General features: G+C 31.1%; 16 protein-coding genes. 7 read left to right on the top strand and 9 right to left on the bottom strand.

Features of this window, described 5'->3' with window-relative positions; genetic code table 11:
• The first annotated feature begins 73 nt into the window (after positions 1 to 73).
• The 7 genes from ACY3IT_RS08355 (at position 74) to ACY3IT_RS08325 (ending at position 7,015) form a co-directional block, all read left to right on the top strand.
• Positions 74 to 1,087, top strand: coding sequence for a LacI family DNA-binding transcriptional regulator (locus tag ACY3IT_RS08355; protein ID WP_463082484.1), 1,014 nt, complete (start codon positions 74 to 76; stop codon positions 1,085 to 1,087).
• Positions 1,088 to 1,159: 72 nt separating this feature from the next.
• The gene (locus tag ACY3IT_RS08350) at positions 1,160 to 1,798 is read left to right on the top strand and encodes a cobalamin B12-binding domain-containing protein (protein ID WP_463082483.1); all 639 of its coding nucleotides are present in this window, start codon (positions 1,160 to 1,162) and stop codon (positions 1,796 to 1,798) included.
• Positions 1,799 to 3,505 (top strand): ASKHA domain-containing protein, encoded by a 1,707-nt coding sequence (locus tag ACY3IT_RS08345; protein ID WP_463082482.1) that lies wholly within the window; start codon positions 1,799 to 1,801, stop codon positions 3,503 to 3,505.
• Complete coding sequence (locus ACY3IT_RS08340; protein WP_463082481.1) at positions 3,478 to 4,440, top strand: uroporphyrinogen decarboxylase family protein; 963 nt, start codon at positions 3,478 to 3,480, stop codon at positions 4,438 to 4,440. Before ACY3IT_RS08345 ends, ACY3IT_RS08340 begins: the two co-directional genes overlap by 28 nt.
• Positions 4,441 to 4,607: 167 nt before the next feature.
• The gene (locus tag ACY3IT_RS08335; protein ID WP_463082480.1) at positions 4,608 to 5,828 is read left to right on the top strand and encodes a homocysteine biosynthesis protein; all 1,221 of its coding nucleotides are present in this window, start codon (positions 4,608 to 4,610) and stop codon (positions 5,826 to 5,828) included.
• Complete coding sequence (locus ACY3IT_RS08330; RefSeq protein ID WP_463082479.1) at positions 5,825 to 6,232, top strand: NIL domain-containing protein; 408 nt, start codon at positions 5,825 to 5,827, stop codon at positions 6,230 to 6,232. The genes ACY3IT_RS08335 and ACY3IT_RS08330 overlap by 4 nt, the downstream gene beginning before the upstream one ends.
• Positions 6,233 to 6,286: 54 nt before the next feature.
• On the top strand, positions 6,287 to 7,015 hold the full coding sequence (locus ACY3IT_RS08325) for a UPF0280 family protein (protein WP_463082478.1): 729 nt from the start codon (positions 6,287 to 6,289) through the stop codon (positions 7,013 to 7,015).
• A 3-nt stretch (positions 7,016 to 7,018) separates the two neighbouring features.
• On the opposite strand, the gene ACY3IT_RS08320 is transcribed toward ACY3IT_RS08325, so the two are convergent.
• The 9 genes from ACY3IT_RS08320 to ACY3IT_RS08280 form a co-directional block, all read right to left on the bottom strand.
• The gene (locus ACY3IT_RS08320) at positions 7,019 to 7,549 is read right to left on the bottom strand and encodes an SHOCT-like domain-containing protein (protein WP_463082477.1); all 531 of its coding nucleotides are present in this window, start codon (positions 7,547 to 7,549) and stop codon (positions 7,019 to 7,021) included.
• Complete coding sequence (locus tag ACY3IT_RS08315) at positions 7,542 to 7,913, bottom strand: DUF2089 family protein (RefSeq protein WP_463082476.1); 372 nt, start codon at positions 7,911 to 7,913, stop codon at positions 7,542 to 7,544. The genes ACY3IT_RS08320 and ACY3IT_RS08315 overlap by 8 nt, the downstream gene beginning before the upstream one ends.
• Positions 7,914 to 8,007: 94 nt before the next feature.
• Complete coding sequence (locus tag ACY3IT_RS08310) at positions 8,008 to 9,243, bottom strand: ABC transporter permease (RefSeq protein ID WP_463082475.1); 1,236 nt, start codon at positions 9,241 to 9,243, stop codon at positions 8,008 to 8,010.
• A 1-nt stretch (position 9,244) separates the two neighbouring features.
• Positions 9,245 to 10,339 carry an efflux RND transporter periplasmic adaptor subunit gene (locus ACY3IT_RS08305; RefSeq protein ID WP_463082474.1) on the bottom strand — a complete coding sequence of 365 codons (1,095 nt, stop codon included), beginning with the start codon at positions 10,337 to 10,339 and terminating at the stop codon, positions 9,245 to 9,247.
• On the bottom strand, positions 10,336 to 11,289 hold the full coding sequence (locus ACY3IT_RS08300; RefSeq protein WP_463082473.1) for a hypothetical protein: 954 nt from the start codon (positions 11,287 to 11,289) through the stop codon (positions 10,336 to 10,338). The genes ACY3IT_RS08305 and ACY3IT_RS08300 overlap by 4 nt, the downstream gene beginning before the upstream one ends.
• A gap of 22 nt (positions 11,290 to 11,311) precedes the next feature.
• Entirely contained in the window at positions 11,312 to 12,400 is a 1,089-nt protein-coding gene (locus tag ACY3IT_RS08295) for an ABC transporter ATP-binding protein (RefSeq protein WP_463082472.1), read from the bottom strand.
• Between the two features lie 2 nt (positions 12,401 to 12,402).
• Positions 12,403 to 13,083 carry a LolA family protein gene (locus ACY3IT_RS08290; protein WP_463082471.1) on the bottom strand — a complete coding sequence of 227 codons (681 nt, stop codon included), beginning with the start codon at positions 13,081 to 13,083 and terminating at the stop codon, positions 12,403 to 12,405.
• On the bottom strand, positions 13,052 to 13,612 hold the full coding sequence (locus tag ACY3IT_RS08285; protein WP_463082470.1) for a flavin reductase family protein: 561 nt from the start codon (positions 13,610 to 13,612) through the stop codon (positions 13,052 to 13,054). The genes ACY3IT_RS08290 and ACY3IT_RS08285 overlap by 32 nt, the downstream gene beginning before the upstream one ends.
• A 16-nt stretch (positions 13,613 to 13,628) precedes the next feature.
• Entirely contained in the window at positions 13,629 to 14,204 is a 576-nt protein-coding gene (locus ACY3IT_RS08280) for a hypothetical protein (protein ID WP_463082469.1), read from the bottom strand.
• Positions 14,205 to 14,214 lie beyond the last annotated feature (10 nt).

Raw genomic sequence — 14,214 nt, 5'->3', positions numbered from 1 at the left:
AATTATTATATCAAAGAATATAAATTTTGTGCTAATATACTAAGAAAAACGTGTTAATAAAAGGGGTGGAAAAATGACAAAGAAAAAGAAAGCGCCTACGAGTTGGGATGTAGCAAGACTTGCTGGAGTTTCTCGTTCAACTGTTTCTTTTGTTCTTAATAATACTCCTGGAATAAAAATAAGTGAAGAAACTAGAAGAAGAGTACTTGAGGCTGTGAAAATACTGGATTATAAACCAAATGCAATTGCAAGAAGTTTAGCAAAGCAAAAAACTGAAGCTATTGCATTTTTTGTATTAGATATAGCTAATCCTGTCTTTCCTAATATGGCAAGGGGAATAGAGGATGTGGCAAGACATAATGGATATACCGTTCTTCTTTGTAATACAGATGGAAAATCATTGAGAGAACTAAGATATATGAATCTTATGTTGGAAAGAAGGGTTGATGGTGTGATCGTTGGAGCACTGTCAAATGAAGAAGTAAGTAGGCTTGCTCGTAAGAAAAATATGCCTTTGGTTATATTGGAGCATCCAAGATTTTCCGAACATGATGTGGTATATGCTGATAATATTCAGGGAAGTTATGAGGCAGTTAAGTATTTAATTGAGTTAGGTCATACAAGAATAGCTCATATTACTATAAATCCAGAAAGTATTATTGTAAGGGAAAGAATTGAAGGTTATAAAAAAGCGTTGGAGGATGCTAAAATTCCTTTTGATGAAAATCTCCTGAAGATATTTTATGATCAGGTTAATGAAGAAATAGCAATTAATGAGTTACTTTCTCTTCCTATTCCGCCTACTGCCGTTTTTGCTTTTAGTGATTTTATGGCTATTCAGATTATGAAGATACTTGTCAAAAGAGGAATTCGTATACCTCAGGATATGTCTATAGTGGGGTTTGATGACACTCTTGCCAATCTTACTATACCCGAACTAACCACTGTTTCTCAGCCATTCTATGAGATGGGAGTTAAAGCAGCGGAAGTTTTAATAGAAAGATTAAAAAATCCAGATCTTCCTATTCAACATATTAAACTTCCTACAAAGTTGGTGATAAGGGAGAGTACTGCTCCAAGAAAATAGAAAATTTGGGTAAAAATTTAGGTAAATATGATATAATTCATAAAAGAAAAACGTTTTCGGGAGGTTTATAATATGGAAATATTAAAAGAAATTGCAAATGCTGTAATTTCAGGTGATAGAAAAAAGGTTCAAGAATTAGTGGAGAAGGCATTAAAAGAAGGGATTACCCCAGAAGATATAATAGACAAAGGACTTCTTTCAGGTATGAGTGTTATAGGAGAAAGATTTAAGAAAAATGAAATCTTTGTTCCCGAGGTTCTTGTTTCTGCAAGAGCAATGCAAAAAGGTATGGAAATTTTAAAACCTCTTATTGCAAAATCCTCAAATGTTATTAAAGGAAAGATTGTAATAGGTACTGTTAAGGGAGATTTGCATGATATTGGGAAAAATTTAGTCGCTATGATGTTAGAGGGAGCTGGTTATCAAATAATTGATCTTGGTATAGATGTGCCACCTGAGAAGTTTGTGCAAGCAATAAAAGAAAATAAACCTGATGTGGTGGGGATGTCAGCTCTTCTTACCACTACAATGTCTCAAATGAAGGTTACTATAGATGTTATTGAAAAGGAAGGATTAAGAGATAAGGTTAAGATTATTGTTGGAGGTGCTCCTGTTACAGAAGAATTTGCGAAGGAGATTGGCGCAGATGGTTATGCAGAGGATGCTTATTCCTCTGTGGAGTTGGTCAATAGATTACTCAAAGTATCATAAATGCCATATATAAGAGTTTTACCTGAAAACAAAATAATTAAGGTAACTCAAGGGGATAGATTATTAGATATATTGATAGAAAATAATATAAAAATTCCTTCTTATTGTGGTGGGGCTGGATGGTGTAAAAAGTGTAAGGTAAAAATATTAGATAAGGGTATAAGCCTTGCTTGTCAGACATATGCGGAAGAGGATTTAACGGTTGAATTGTTAAAAGAAGAAAGTACTGACATAAACATACAAAAGGAATTTTTAGAAGATAACAATTTTATCCTTTCTCCCGTCATTACATTACAAGCTTTTTCTCTGCAAATTCCTTCTCTTAGCGATTTGAGATCCGATTTAGAAAGAATTTTATCTGTAAAAGAAAATATATATTTACAAGATATTTCTGTTTTAAGAAGATTACCAACTTTTTTAAGAAGAAATAATTATAAAGGGAATCTTGTACTTTTTAAGGAAGAAATAATTGATATAAGGGAAGAAGAACTAAAAAGTGTATATGGTATTGCTTTGGATATAGGGACAACAACTTTAGTAGGACATATATTGGATCTTACAAATGGAAGCGATATAGATAGCTATTCTACTGAAAATCCTCAGTTAACTTATGGGGCTGATATAATTTCAAGAATTAATTTTATTATTCATAATCCTGAGGGTTTGCAGATTCTAAGAGATAAGTTAATAAAAGCTATTACAGAGATAATTCAAGATTTGTGTATAAAGAATAATATAAGTTTAAATGATATTTATGCTATCTCCATAGCTGGTAATTCCGTTATGACTCACATTTTTCTTGGTGTAACTCCGGAAAATATAGCTTTTTCTCCTTTTGTTCCTGCTTTTAGAAATGGAATGATTTTTAATTCAAAAGATATTTTTGGAAATATATTTAATGCAAAACTTTATGTCTTTCCTTTAATCTCAGGTTATGTGGGGGGAGATGTAGTAGCAGGAATTATAGCTACTAATTTATTGAATGAAAAAGGAAATGTTATGCTTATTGATATAGGAACCAATGGTGAGATAGTGTTAAAGTCAGAGGATACTCTTTTTGCGTGTGCTACGGCTGCAGGACCTGCCTTTGAAGGAAGTAATATTTCACATGGCATGATTGCAAAGAAAGGTGCTATTTCTCATGTATGGTTAGAAGAAACAGTTAAGTTTGAGGTTATTGGAGATATGGAAGAGAAAGGAATATGTGGTTCTGGCCTTTTAGATGCTATATCAGTAATGTTGGATCTAAAGATAATAGATCATACTGGGAAATTTATGAAGGGCGGGGAATTTTATATAGGTAAAGTTAAGATAACTCAGAAAGATGTTAGGGAGTTTCAACTGGTAAAATCTGCCTTAAGAGCTGGTATAGAGGTTTTACTTAATAAAGCAGGTATAATCTATAAAGAAATAGATAAAATTTATATTGCTGGTTCTTTTGGTAGTTATTTGAATAGAAAAAATGCTATTAAAACAGGACTTTTACCTCATATACCTTTGGAAAAAATTATATTGGTTGGGAATTCGGCTATTGGAGGAGCTAAGATTGTACTTCTAAATAGATTTCTTATGGAAGATGTAGAAAAGATAAAAGAAAAAGTCAATTATGTAGAGCTTTCTTCTGATAAAAAATTTCAAGAGTATTTTATAAAGTTTATGTATTTTGAGGAGGAAGATCAATGCTTGATAAGAGAGGAGAAAGACTAATAATTCCTTTACTTGGTGCTCCAGGAATAAAATTGACTAATACTACTTTAAAAGAAAATTTAATAAATCCAGAAATACAGTTTAAAACTTTGGATATGATTCTTTCAGAGTTTCAACCTGATGGTATATTTACTTTTATGGATTTGACTGTAGAAGTAGAAGCTTTAGGTCTAAAGATTAATTTCCCTGAGAATGAAAATCCTTCTGTTTTAGATCATCCGGTTAAGGATAGAGAAGTTCTTCAAGATATAAAAAGAAGATGGAAGGGTATTTCTGGACGTATGATAACATTTATTAGAGTGGCTGAAAAAATGGCTCAGAATTTCAAGGTAATAAAAGGAGGTTATGTTATAGGTCCTTTTACTTTAACAGGTGAACTTATGGGTGTAAATGATTTAGGTATTAATGTAATAGATGATCCTGATTTTGTAAAGGAATTGCTAGAGTTTTCTGTGAATGTTATCAAAGAGTATGCAAAAGCTTTTTTCGATGCAGGAGTTGATGTGGTAGCGGTATTGGAACCAACTGCAGTTATACTTTCTCCAGCTTATTTTAGGGAATTTTCTTTACCCTATTTCAAGTATCTTGTATCTGAACTTAAAAGACCTCTCATATATCATATTTGTGGTAATACATCTCATCTTATAGAAGATATGGGGAAAAGCGATGCTTATGGGTTAAGTCTTGATAGTTTGGTAGATTTAAAATGGGTTGCTGAAAAAATCCCATCTCATATGTATATTATAGGTAATCTGGATCCTGTCAAAGTTTTTTTACAAGGGAAAAAAGAAGATATAGAGAAGAAGACTATTGAGCTTCTAAATAAAATGAGAGATGTTAAAAATTTTATTTTAAGTTCTGGTTGTGATATACCTGTAGGTACACCTTTGGAAAATATAAAGGTTTTTATGGAGACTGCTAAGAAATATAGATAAAATCAATTTATAATCTTGCAAAACTCCGACGTTTTTGGTATTATATATGGAAAATTTTACCCCTTATTTAAGGAGGTGGTGAAATTGTTATGGATCATGCCTTGCCCGAAAAGGGCGGTTAATATAGGAGAAGTTATAATAGATATTGAGAAAAAGGAGGTAAAAGGATGAAGACAATTGAAGAAATTAATGAGAAGATCCGCCAGGGTAAGGCAGTGGTTGTTACTGCTGAGGAAATGATTGGTATCGCGAAAGAAAAGGGTGTAGAGAGAGCAGCTAAAGAAGTAGATGTTGTAACAACTGGGACTTTTGGAATTATGTGTTCTTCTGGTATATATTTTAACATTGGCCATACAAAACCAAGAATTAAGCTCGGGGGAGGAAAAGTATATCTTAACGGTGTTCCTGCTTATGCTGCTTACGCAGCAGTAGACTTATTCTTAGGTGCAAATGCCTTGCCTGATGATGATCCAAGAAATAAGTATTATCCCGGAGATTTCCCATATGGTGGAGGACACGTAATAGAGGATTTAGTTTCAGGTAAAGAAATTAGAATAACTGCTCAAGCATATGGTACAGATTGTTACCCAAGAAGATTTTTGGATGCTTATATTACAATAAATGACCTTAATGAAGCTGTACTTTTTAATATAAGAAATGCGTATCAAAATTATAATGTGGCTGTAAACTCTTCAAACAGAGTGTTGTATACATACTTAGGTATGTTAAAACCTAAGTTTGGTAATGCAAATTATTCCAGTGCAGGGCAATTATCACCTCTTTTAAATGATCCTTATTATAAGACTATAGGAATCGGAACTCGTATATTTTTGGGTGGTGGTATAGGATATGTGATTTGGCATGGAACTCAACATAATCCTTCTGTAGAGAGGACAGAAAGGGGTATACCAAAAGGTGGAGCAGGTACATTAGCAGTTATTGGTGATCTTAAACAGATGAACGCAAAATGGCTTCGTGGGGTAAGCATGAAAGGATATGGGGTCTCACTGGCAGTAGGCATAGGTGTACCAATTCCTATTTTAGATGAAGAGATGGCTTTTTATACCTCTGTTAGTGATGAGGATATACTGGCGCCAGTAGTAGATTATGCTACAGCTTATCCTAATAGAGAATCTGATGTTATCACTTATGTAAGTTATAAGGAACTTAAAAGTGGTTATATAGAGCTTTTTGGAAAGAAGATACCTACAAGCCCGTTATCAAGTTATCCTAAAGCTAAAGAGATAGCTGAAATACTTAAATCATGGATAAAAGAAGGAAAATTCTTTTTAACTTCTCCTTCTGCCCCACTTCCTGGAGTAGAGTCAGGTATAAAATTTAAACAATTTAGTGGAAAAGAGATTTTAGGGGAGGTGGAGCAGAAGTGAGAACAGAGAGGATAGTATTACATTTTCCAAAGGAACTTGCTGATAAGCCTGTAGTGGTAAATTTGGTGAAAAAATTTAATTTGGATTTTAATATACTTAAGGCTACGATCACTCCAGACGAAGAGGGATTAATGGTTTTAGAGCTTTCGGGAGAAGATGATAATTTTATAAAAGGAATTGAATATTTGAAAGATTTAGGTGTTGAGATTCAGCCTCTTTCTCAAGATGTAGTATGGTTAGAGGATAAATGTGTACATTGTGGATATTGTGTAAGTTATTGTCCAACAAAAGCTCTTTATAGAGAAGGTTATTTTGTCAAGTTTGATTCTCAAAAATGTACAGCTTGTGGAATTTGTGTAGAACTATGTCCATATAATGCTATGGAGATGAAACTCTTTGTTTAGATATATTTAAATGGGGAGAGGATATATTTCTCTCCCCATATTTTATGGATTTTTATGACAAAAGAATATATAGAAAGAAAATATAGAAGGTTAGTGAAAACAGAGGATCTTGTTGGTTTTCCTGTAAAAATTCGGGAAAGTGACCTATTTGTTTTAGCTGAGAAAAACCTTGAAGAAGAAACATTAAAAATTTTATCTTTCTATAGACAACAATTAGAAGATTATATATCAAGAGATCCTTTATTTAGGGTATCCTTAACTCCTTACACTGTGGAAGAGGATGCACCTTTAATAGTTAAACAGATGTCATACTGGACAGGAAAGGCAGGAGTTGGGCCAATGGCTTCTGTAGCAGGAGCTATATCCGAGTTTGTTGGAAAAGATCTTTTAAATTATTCTTCTCAAATAATCATTGAAAATGGTGGAGATATTTTCATTTCTACAAAAAAAGAAAGAAAAGTGTTAATCTTTGCAGGAGAATCTCCCTGGAGTAATAAAATAGGGATACTTATTCCTAAAAATTCGGTATTGGGTATTTGTACATCTTCTGGAACAGTGGGACCTTCTCTTAGTTTTGGCAAAGCTGATGCTGTTGTTATAATATCACATTCTGTTATTTTTGCAGATGCTATGGCTACAGCAGTGGGAAATCTTATTCAAAAGCCTGAAGATATAAATATAGGATTAGAATTTGCTAAAAAATTTCCAGAAGTTCATCAAGTAATAATTATTATAGGAGAGCATTTAGGAGTTTGGGGCAAATATGAATTGATAGATGTTTAATATCTAAACTATTTCCACAGTTACTTGTGTGTTTTTTTCTGGTACATTTATATCCACAATTTTCCCTTTTAAATCTGGATTGCTTATTAGTTCTTCCCATTCTTCTGGAGAGAAATCTATTTTTTCTCCGTATTTTTCTGCATATGAATTAGCAAATTTTAGGCCCCATTTTGCTAAGGATAGTGGGATACTTATGTTTACTATATTATTTCCATTTTCTATTACCTTTAATAGAAGTAACCTTTTGCCTCTATTTTGATTCTCTTCTAATTTTTTTAAGAGTTCTTCTGCTTCTTCTGCTGTAATTCTGCCTTCTTGAACTAATTTCAAAATTTTATATCTTTCTTCTCTCATTTTTATCCTCCTTTTATGATCATATCTTTTAGAATTGTAGATAATCTTTATTCCAAAGTACATGAAAATAAGAGGCCAAAATTTCCATAGATCCTTAAGCAAAGGTATTTGAAAATTTTGGGTAATAAGAGAGATACCAATAATTAGAAAAGCTATCCCCAAAAAATATTTATTAAACATCTTTATCCTCCTCTAAAGCCTTTAAAGCCTCTTGAACTGTAATTTCTCCTTTTTCTAATTTATCAATGATCCATCTTATTTTATCTTTTGGCTCCTCCTCAGATAAAAGTCCTAAATTTTTTAAAATATTATCCAATTTACTTCTCACCGTAGGGTAAGAAATTTTAAGAATTCTTTCCATTTCTCTTACATTTCCTCTTGTTTTTAGAAAGAGCTCTAAGAATTCCATTTCTTCTTTGCTTAGACTTGCTAATCTGCTAACCCAAAATTCTCCCTCAATAGTTATCTTACAATCAGGACATTCAAGTTTCCTGATAATCATTTCTTTACCACATATAGGACATTTTGGTAAATTGTGAGGCATCCTTTCCTCCTTTAAAAATTTACAAATAAATTTTATAATTTTCAATTATAAAAATCAACATTTTGAATAAAGGATTTTTACTATGGTAAAAAGTTTACTCTGAGCGTAATGCTTGTATTGGATCCAAATTGGCAGCACGCATAGCAGGTAACACTCCAAATATAAGTCCTATAAAAAGAGAGAAAAAGAAACCAAGTAGTACTGTGGTTATATTAAAAGAATATGGTATTTCGAAATTTTTCAATATTTCTCCAGTGATTATGGATAAAATGATTCCTAAAAATCCACCTATTATTCCTAAAAAAGATGATTCAGTAAGAAATTGAATTAAAATATCTTTTCTTCTGGCTCCTATGGCTTTTCTTATACCAATCTCTTTATACCTTTCTGTAACAGAGACCAGCATTATATTCATTATTCCAATACCTCCTACAATAAGTGATATACTTGCTATTCCTGCTAATGTTAAAGTCAATATATTTAATATTTCATTCATAGCAGATAAAAGATCTTCTTGTTTTGCAACAATGAAATTTAATTTTCCTCTGATTTGCTTTAGTATAAATATGAGCTTTTGTTTATAAATATCAATATTTTTTGAATCTTTTACTTGAGCAATAATAATATTAAGATTTTGATCTCCTTTTAAGATAAAGGCGGTAGTAATAGGTATTATGATTCTGGAATCTAAATCACCTAAATTTTGACTGTATCCCCTTTCTTTGAGAACCCCTATAACTCTAAAATTATAACTACCTATTTTAATTATTTTGTTCAGTGATTCTTGAAGTTGAGATGCAATATTTTGGGCAATCTTAGGTCCTATGATACATACTTTCTCCTTTGAAGATATTTCATACTCTGAAAAGAATCTTCCATAGGTAATTCCATCTTTATTGATGATTAATCCATTGCTATCAGTACCATAAATAGTAGCATTAATAGGAAAAATTTTGTATTTCACTTCTAAGTAAGAGGTCACCATAGATGAGAATATAATTTCATCTTTAAATACTCTTCTTAGAGATAGTAAGTCATTATACTTAAAGAGCTGAGGAATAACTCCTCTTTGATTTCTAAAATTCTGATTTCTGATGGAATTAAATGTTCCTTCTGTTTCTACCGATGTAGGAAAGATTAATAGGGTATTTCCACCTAAATTTTCAATTATTTGAAGAGTCTGGTTTTTAGCACCTTCTCCTATAGAAATAAGGAGAACTACAGAAAATACACCAATAATAATCCCTAAGATGGTTAAAAAAGATCTTAACTTATTACTTTTAAGAGTAAAAATAGCTATCTTTAGGTTTTCATAAAATTTTGTGTTCATTTTAGTTTTCTTTATATATTTTTATTTTGGAGTTATCAGAGATTTTATCAAGAGGAGATGAGATTACTAAATCTCCTTCTTTTAGTCCTCCTTTTATTTCCACATAATCAGTATTCATATCTCCTATTACAACTTCTTTTCTTTTTGCTCTTCCATTTTCTACAGTGTAGACATAGGTTTTGCCTTCTTTAAAGGAGATAGTACTTAAAGGTATAACAATAACATTTTTCTTTACTCCTATATTTATGGTAGCAGAAATACTCATACCTTCTACTACTTTATTTCCAAGTTGGGGAATATTCACGGAAACATCATAAGAGTAAGAACCATCTTTATTTAACGAAGGAATCATGTTTATGGATGTTATTTTTCCTCTCCATGGGTTTTCTTCCAAAGCGTCTACATATATTTCTACATCTTGACCTTCTTTTATTTTTAAAATATTGTTTTCATCTACTTTTAGTAAACCAACCAAAGAAGTAGGATCAATTATAGTAATTATGGAGTTACTATTTGAAATATTAAGGTTGAATAAGGATAATAGACTGGAGAGATTTCCTAAGAAATTTGTGGCAGGGACTTGTTCTTGAGATTTTATGGTTTCTCCAGGAGTAATATTTACTTTGGCGATAATACCAGATATTGGGGCTTTTACTATTCGTTCTTCATAAAGGTTTTTTAAAGAATCATAATAGTTTTCTAAGGTCTTTAATTGATCTTGTGAGAAATAAGGAGTATTACTTTGTTGAAATCCTATGCCTCTTAATGCGTTGTTTATTTTCAAAAGATCGATCATATTTTTTATTTGGTCCATCTGTTTTTTTAATTCTTGAGCATCTATTGTAGTCAGTATATCTCCTTTCTTAACTTTGTTTCCTGGTTTTACTCTAACTTCTTTTACTACTCCGGATATTTTAGGATATATGTCTATTTTTCTTGAAAAAACTAAAATACCACTTACGCTTATAGATAAGGGTAAATCTCTTCTTGAGAGCCTTAATACTTCTACATCTACAGGTCTATTAGTTATTTGAAAATATGCAAAAAGAGCTATAGCGATTCCTAATAGTAATATAGTTATATATACTTTTCTCATTTGCCTGATACCTCGTTTAATTTGTCAAGAGTAATTTTTAAGAACTCCAAATAACCTTTTGTCCATCCTGCAAAATTTTCTAAATTATGAAGGATAATTTTATCATACTCTTCTCTTAATTGAGAAGGTTTACTAAATAATTCTTTTGGGGCTTTATAATTTTTATTGTCATTTATTCTAGGAAAATATTTAGATTGAATCTCCCATAATTTTCCTGCATCTTTTCTTGCTTCCCATGCTGCTTTAATTCCTGCTTCTTCAGGATTATCTACCTTGTGAGGTTGTGCCTTTTTAATGGTTTGAATATATATAGGATTTTTATTTATTATTTGCCATTCTTGGTAATCTTCTAAAGTATAATGATGATTTTCTCCCTGGGCAATGAGTTTTTCAAGATTAAAAATATTAACAATAGCATTTCCCAGAGGCATGGGATAGGCGTGAAAAGGCTGTGTAAGGTCCTGAAGGTAGTGGAGGCTATAAGCAAAGAAACGGAAACCCCAATAATAATCATTCTTTTGGAAGGCCTCTTTGGCTAAGTTCCAAAAATGGATTATTCTTTTGGGGGCTTCGCCTAATTTAAGGGTTCCACCAAAAAGTATATAATATTGATGTCTCCAACCTGAGCTTCCTCCCGTAAGTTTTTGCATAGAGTTAAGATTTATGTTTTCATCCATTCCCATATCTGGTTCAGTTACATATCTTGTGATTATTGTTATGGCATCTATCTTATCACCTATTTTTTCTCCACGATAGGGAATAATATATGATGGATTGTATGGGGATGTATCATGATAGGTATAAGCTGTTACGGTTATGTTCCTATATTTTTTTAGCCAATCTAAATCTTTCAGTATGATTTCTGTCATTTCTCTATGGGCAGACCAAGAAAGAGCTGGGGAGAGAAAAAGTATTATTAAGAAAATGCTTAAAGTTACTTTTTTCCACATATTGGATTATCCTCCTTTTATTTTAGATAACTCTTTTCCCTGAAATCTTATCAAACACATAAATTCTATTTGGAAGGGAAAATGATATAGTTTCTCCTACATGAAATCTTGTATTTTCCTTTATTTCTATTTTTATGATCTTCTTTTCTTCGGTTTCAACATTTAGGATTCTTAAATTATCTGAGGGAGTTCCATCAATAAAAAAGATTTCTCCTCTAAAAATTCCTACGGAAGTAATTTTTATATCCCTTGCATGAAAACCTATAAGGTATTCTCCGTCTCTTATAGTATATCTGATAGGAATATTTTTTGAACCTATGATAATGTGAGAATTTATAATCTTTGCTTCTATAAGATTCATTGGAGGTTTCCCTACAAAAGAAGCCACAAAAGAATTTTTAGGATCTTCTATTAATTTATCATAAGTACCAACCTGTAATATTTTCCCTTCATTCATTACTGCTATTATATCTCCCATACTTGTTGCTTCTATTTGATCGTGGGTGACATATACTGATGTAACTTGAAATCTTAAAAGGAGCTTTTTTATTTGTACTCTTGTTATAGCCCTTAATCTTGCATCTAAATTAGATAAGGGTTCGTCAAATAACATAACTGAAGGATTTCTAATTATACATCTTCCTATTGCTACTCTTTGTTTTTCTCCTCCTGAAAGTTGTTTTGGTTTTTTATTTAGTAAGTATTGAAAATCAACTCCTAATATATCTGCTGTTTCTTTAATTTTTTCATCAATTACTTTTTCGGGGGTTTTTTTAATCCAAAATGGAAATGCTAAATTACCTCTTGCTTCGTAGTGAGGATAAAGGGCATAGTTTTGGAAAACCATTCCAATTTTTCTTTCAGCGGGTGAGAGATCATTGACTTTTTGTTGATTAAAATAAATATCTCCACTATCTGGGTTTTCTAAACCTGCTATTACTTTTAATAAAGTAGTTTTACCACATCCAGATGGTCCTATTACAGCTAAGGTTTTCCCTTCAGGAATTTCTAAATTAATATTCTCTAAGGCATTTGTAAATTTTTTCTCTTTTAATAAGCCTTCCTCTTTATAAGTTTTATATATATTTTCAAGAGTTATTTTTATTCCCATATTTATATTTCAAAGGTTTGTGGATCAATTTTTATGTTTATCTGAAGGTTTTTATATACTCTCCTATGTACTAATGTTCTTTCTCCCTTAATATCTTCATATTGTTCTAAGGAAACAGGTAAAAATGAATTTTTTTCTATATATATCCTTTGGAAAGAATAATTATATAATTTATCTCTACTATTTCCTATTTCTATTATGTAACAATTATAGTTTAAAAAAACAGTTTCCTTTATTCCAGTTGGGTTATTGGTAGTTAATAAGTCTATAATATAATCAAAAGTGAGGTCAGGTATTTGCCCTTTTCTAATGGATACTACCAAGGGATCATCTACGTTTAAAGATAAGGGAATAAAGCTTAATAATCCGCCCTTTTTATATCTTACTTTACCTGTTTGATATACCATTATTGTACTCTTATCTTTTCCCTCTAGTACTTCCAACCTTATTTTATCTGGTTTCTGGTAATAAAATTTATATGTAATATATTCTTCGTTATTCCCTAGTCTATTATAAACTTCAAGAATACTATAAAGAGTGGATACTTTATTATTAGCTTCTTGGGTTTTTCTTATTACTTCTTCAATAGATATACCTAAGGATAAGGATATGCTTAGTAAAATAAATAATAAAACTAATATAAAATGATGTTTAATTTTCTTCTGATAATTTGATGGTTTCATATTCACCTGTTGTAGTATAAACATCTTTTCCAAAATAGAGAAGGGCTTTGTACTTTGAAGGATCATAAATGGTTTCAAAATATTCTTCTAAGGCTTCAGAGTAAATTACTTTACCTATTACTATGTGATGATCAGCCTTAAGTTCTACAATATCTTCTAAAGAACATTCTATATGTGCGGTACATTCCTTGATTAGGGGAGCAGTTATTTTATGGGCAGGTATGGGAGTAAGGTTAGCCTTTTTAAATTTATCTGTATTTCTACCACTAAATCTTCCACATATAAAAACTGATTTTCTTAAAGAATAATCAGGAATGTTTATTGCAAAGTTTTTTGTTTCTTTAATAAGGGCATAGGTATATCTCTCTGGTCTAAGACTTACAGCAATAAGAGGTGGGTTTATACTTACTGGTATGATCCAAGAAATAGTCATAACATTAGGCTTTTGATTTTTGCTAATACTTGTGATAAGAAGAGCAGGCAGGGGATGTAATAGATAGGTAAAGGTATTTCTTATTTCTTTATACACAATATCACTCCTCATCTTATATTTTTAATATCCATTCAAAATCGTAATTTTTAGATGAAAATACTCCATTTTTATATTCAAGTTTCTCGGTTTCTAAAAAGACTAACATTTGGCTACCAAACTTATTTATATCCTTGGCTTTTGCAAACTCTTTTAGAGAAGATAGAGTAAATGTGATAAAAAGGGTTTTAGAATCATATATATTTTTCTCATCTTCTGTATATAGGATTATGTTGATATTTGTTTTATCAGGAAGCTCTGAACTATTTAAAGCAAAGACCAAATTTTTAAGAATTCTATTTATCATGGAAGGATAAGGATTACCTTTTTGGGAAAGTTTTGTATAAAAAGATAGGTTTAAACCAATCGCAGGATGATATATGGGAATACTCATTTTAAAAGAATCATCAAGCCCTTTTAAATCTTTTTCTAAATTGGATTTTACAAGATTGTTAAATGTTAATACATGAAGGGTAAATATAGTAACTGGTTTTTTCGCAATATTTTTTTGAGTGGGGGTTTGAGTATTTTGGGCAAAGCTTAAATTTATGATTAAAATTACAATAAGAATCAAAGTTATAATTTTTTTCATTTTATTATTT

It is taken from the genome of Dictyoglomus sp. GBS, assembly GCF_055179815.1.
Note: the sequence above shows the minus strand (reverse complement) of the source record. Positions and strands in the feature narration are given on the sequence as shown.

Coding starts and splice junctions, on each gene's coding strand:
- ACY3IT_RS08355 (WP_463082484.1), top strand. CDS start 74: ATGACAAAGAAAAAGAAAGCGCCTACGAGTTGGGATGTAGCAAGACTT.
- ACY3IT_RS08320 (WP_463082477.1), bottom strand. CDS start 7,549: ATGTTTAATAAATATTTTTTGGGGATAGCTTTTCTAATTATTGGTATC.
- ACY3IT_RS08340 (WP_463082481.1), top strand. CDS start 3,478: ATGCTTGATAAGAGAGGAGAAAGACTAATAATTCCTTTACTTGGTGCT.
- ACY3IT_RS08300 (WP_463082473.1), bottom strand. CDS start 11,289: ATGTGGAAAAAAGTAACTTTAAGCATTTTCTTAATAATACTTTTTCTC.
- ACY3IT_RS08350 (WP_463082483.1), top strand. CDS start 1,160: ATGGAAATATTAAAAGAAATTGCAAATGCTGTAATTTCAGGTGATAGA.
- ACY3IT_RS08290 (WP_463082471.1), bottom strand. CDS start 13,083: ATGAAACCATCAAATTATCAGAAGAAAATTAAACATCATTTTATATTA.
- ACY3IT_RS08335 (WP_463082480.1), top strand. CDS start 4,608: ATGAAGACAATTGAAGAAATTAATGAGAAGATCCGCCAGGGTAAGGCA.
- ACY3IT_RS08315 (WP_463082476.1), bottom strand. CDS start 7,913: ATGCCTCACAATTTACCAAAATGTCCTATATGTGGTAAAGAAATGATT.
- ACY3IT_RS08305 (WP_463082474.1), bottom strand. CDS start 10,339: ATGAGAAAAGTATATATAACTATATTACTATTAGGAATCGCTATAGCT.
- ACY3IT_RS08295 (WP_463082472.1), bottom strand. CDS start 12,400: ATGGGAATAAAAATAACTCTTGAAAATATATATAAAACTTATAAAGAG.
- ACY3IT_RS08345 (WP_463082482.1), top strand. CDS start 1,799: ATGCCATATATAAGAGTTTTACCTGAAAACAAAATAATTAAGGTAACT.
- ACY3IT_RS08325 (WP_463082478.1), top strand. CDS start 6,287: ATGACAAAAGAATATATAGAAAGAAAATATAGAAGGTTAGTGAAAACA.
- ACY3IT_RS08310 (WP_463082475.1), bottom strand. CDS start 9,243: ATGAACACAAAATTTTATGAAAACCTAAAGATAGCTATTTTTACTCTT.
- ACY3IT_RS08280 (WP_463082469.1), bottom strand. CDS start 14,204: ATGAAAAAAATTATAACTTTGATTCTTATTGTAATTTTAATCATAAAT.